Here is a 2,312-nt window from a genome sequence, read left to right as displayed (position 1 = left end):
TATGGGCGCTGTTCACACCGCCTTTCACGGCATCCAGCGCGCAGCGGATTTTGGGTAGCATCCCGCCGTAAATGGTGCCATCGGCAATCAGGCCGTCTACCTGGGCGGTGGTGAGCCCCGTTAGCACCTTGCCTTCGCTGTTCATCAAGCCCGCCACGTTGGTCAGCAGCATCAGCTTCTCGGCGTTCAGCGCTTCGGCCAGCTTGCCTGCTACCAGATCGGCATTGATGTTGTAGCTGTTACCTTTGTCATCCACGCCGATGGGAGCGATGACCGGAATAAAGTCCCGGGCGGCCAGCATCTCGATCAGGTCAGTGGAGATCGACTCCACTTCGCCGACATGGCCGATATCGATGATTTCCGGCGCGGTCATCTCCGGGCTCTGGTGCTCCACCTTCAGCTGCCGGGCGCGAATCTGGGCGCCATCTTTGCCGGTCAGGCCAATCGCCTTGCCGCCGCTTTGATTGATCAGGTTGACGATGCTCTTGTTCACCAAGCCGCCCAGTACCATCTCCACGACATCCATGGTTTGCGAGTCAGTGACTCGCATGCCATTCACGAAGCGGGATTCGATATTGAGCTTCTCCAACAGGCTGCCAATTTGCGGGCCGCCGCCGTGAACCACCACCGGATTAATGCCAACTTCCTTCATCAGCACGATGTTGCGAGCAAATGAGTCGATCAGCGTGTCTTCGGTCATGGCATTGCCGCCATATTTCACGACGACAGTTTTGCCGGAAAATTGCTGAATATAGGGAAGCGCTTCTGACAGCACCTCCACAACGACCTGGGGGTCGCGGCTAGCTGAACTCATGACGTTGTCCCTTTGCTCTTTTTAATGTCTGTTGCGTTGCTAGGCGCTTACGCGCCTGGATGACAGCATTTTTTAACACGTCGCGCGTTCTAAGGGCGCGATCATGCTGTTGTTGTGGCTGGTATGGTCAGTGTAGGCGCGACGCCGTGTAGCGCTTTTTCAAAGCGCTCGCGGATTCGAGCGAGCGCTGCGCTATCTTTTCCCTCAAAACGAAGCACCAGTGCGGGCGTCGTATTAGAGGCGCGACATAATCCCCAGCCGTCGGTGTAATCAACGCGAATGCCATCCAGCGTGGTTTTGATACCTTCGCCGAAGTCGCTCTCTCTGGCAAGTGTCTCGATAATGGCAAATTTTTCTTCATCGGCAACGCTGACGTTAATTTCTGGCGTACTGACATCTTGGGGGAATTGGTCAAAGAAAGCGTCCGCGTCGCCGGGGAACTGGGCAAGAATCTCCAGCAGTCGGGCGGCTGCGTAGAGGCCGTCATCAAAGCCGTACCAGCGCTCTTTAAAGAAGATATGTCCGCTCATTTCGCCGCCCAGCAGCGCCTCGGTCTCTTTCATACGCGCTTTGATCAGTGAGTGGCCGGTGCGCCACATCTCAGGCTCGCCGCCAGCCTCGCTAATCACCCGGGCAAGATTGCCGGTGCACTTGATATCGAAGACCACTTTCGCTCCAGGATTGCGCGACAGCATATCGGTGGCAAACAGCATCAGCAGGTGGTCAGGGTAAATCATACGCCCACGGGGCGTGACGACGCCTAGCCGGTCACCGTCGCCGTCGAAGGCAAGGCCGATGTCGGCACCGCTCTGCTGGACGTGGTGGATCAAATCCTGCAGGTTTTCCGGCTTGCCGGGGTCGGGGTGATGGTTGGGGAAACGGCCATCGATCTCGTCAAACAGTGGTGTGGTGGTGACCCCAAGCCGCTGAATAAGCTGCGGGCCAAGCTCTCCGGCCACACCGTTGCCGCAATCCACCACGGCGCTGAGCGGGCGTTCCACCTTTACATCGCTCAAGATGCGCTCCAGGTAGCTGGCGCGCAGATCTTGGCTGCTCACGCTGCCTTGGCCCTGGGTGAAATTGCCCGCTTGAATGCGCTCAAAGAGCGCAGTAATCGCGTCGCCCGATAATGTTTCGCCCGCCAGGACGATTTTAAAGCCATTGTAGTCCGGCGGGTTGTGGCTGCCGGTGAGCATCACCCCTGAGCGACTCTCTGGCAGCGTGTGGGTGGCGAAGTAGAGCACCGGCGTGGGCACCATGCCGATATCGATAACGTCCCGCCCGGCGGCCTGCAGGCCGCGTATGAGCGCCGCCTGCAGGCGCGGCCCAGAGGTGCGGCCGTCTCGCGCCACAATCACCGTCTGCTCGCCACGAGCGGCGGCTTCAGAGCCGACGGCGCGGCCAATCAGCTCGGTGGTGGCTTCGCTTAACGTGTCATCCACGATGCCGCGAATATCGTAAGCGCGAAATATCGAAGCGGGTACGGTCATCATCGATC

2 protein-coding genes are annotated in these 2,312 nt (G+C 58.8%); both read right to left on the bottom strand.

Annotated elements, in window-relative coordinates; genetic code table 11:
* Positions 1–814: acetylglutamate kinase (argB, locus tag BIS10_RS18405; protein WP_253507614.1), on the bottom strand; the 814-nt coding region annotated here is incomplete at its 3' end.
* Between the two features lie 101 nt (positions 815–915).
* The gene (locus BIS10_RS18400; protein ID WP_253507617.1) at positions 916–2,304 is read right to left on the bottom strand and encodes a phosphomannomutase/phosphoglucomutase; all 1,389 of its coding nucleotides are present in this window, start codon (positions 2,302–2,304) and stop codon (positions 916–918) included.
* Positions 2,305–2,312 lie beyond the last annotated feature (8 nt).

Source organism: Halomonas sp. 707B3 (assembly GCF_024158645.1).
Lineage (GTDB): Bacteria > Pseudomonadota > Gammaproteobacteria > Pseudomonadales > Halomonadaceae > Vreelandella > Vreelandella lionensis.
The sequence above is the reverse complement of the archived record's forward strand: the minus strand, read 5'-3'. Positions and strand labels throughout refer to the sequence as shown.

Coding starts and splice junctions, on each gene's coding strand:
- BIS10_RS18400 (WP_253507617.1), bottom strand. CDS start 2,304: ATGACCGTACCCGCTTCGATATTTCGCGCTTACGATATTCGCGGCATC.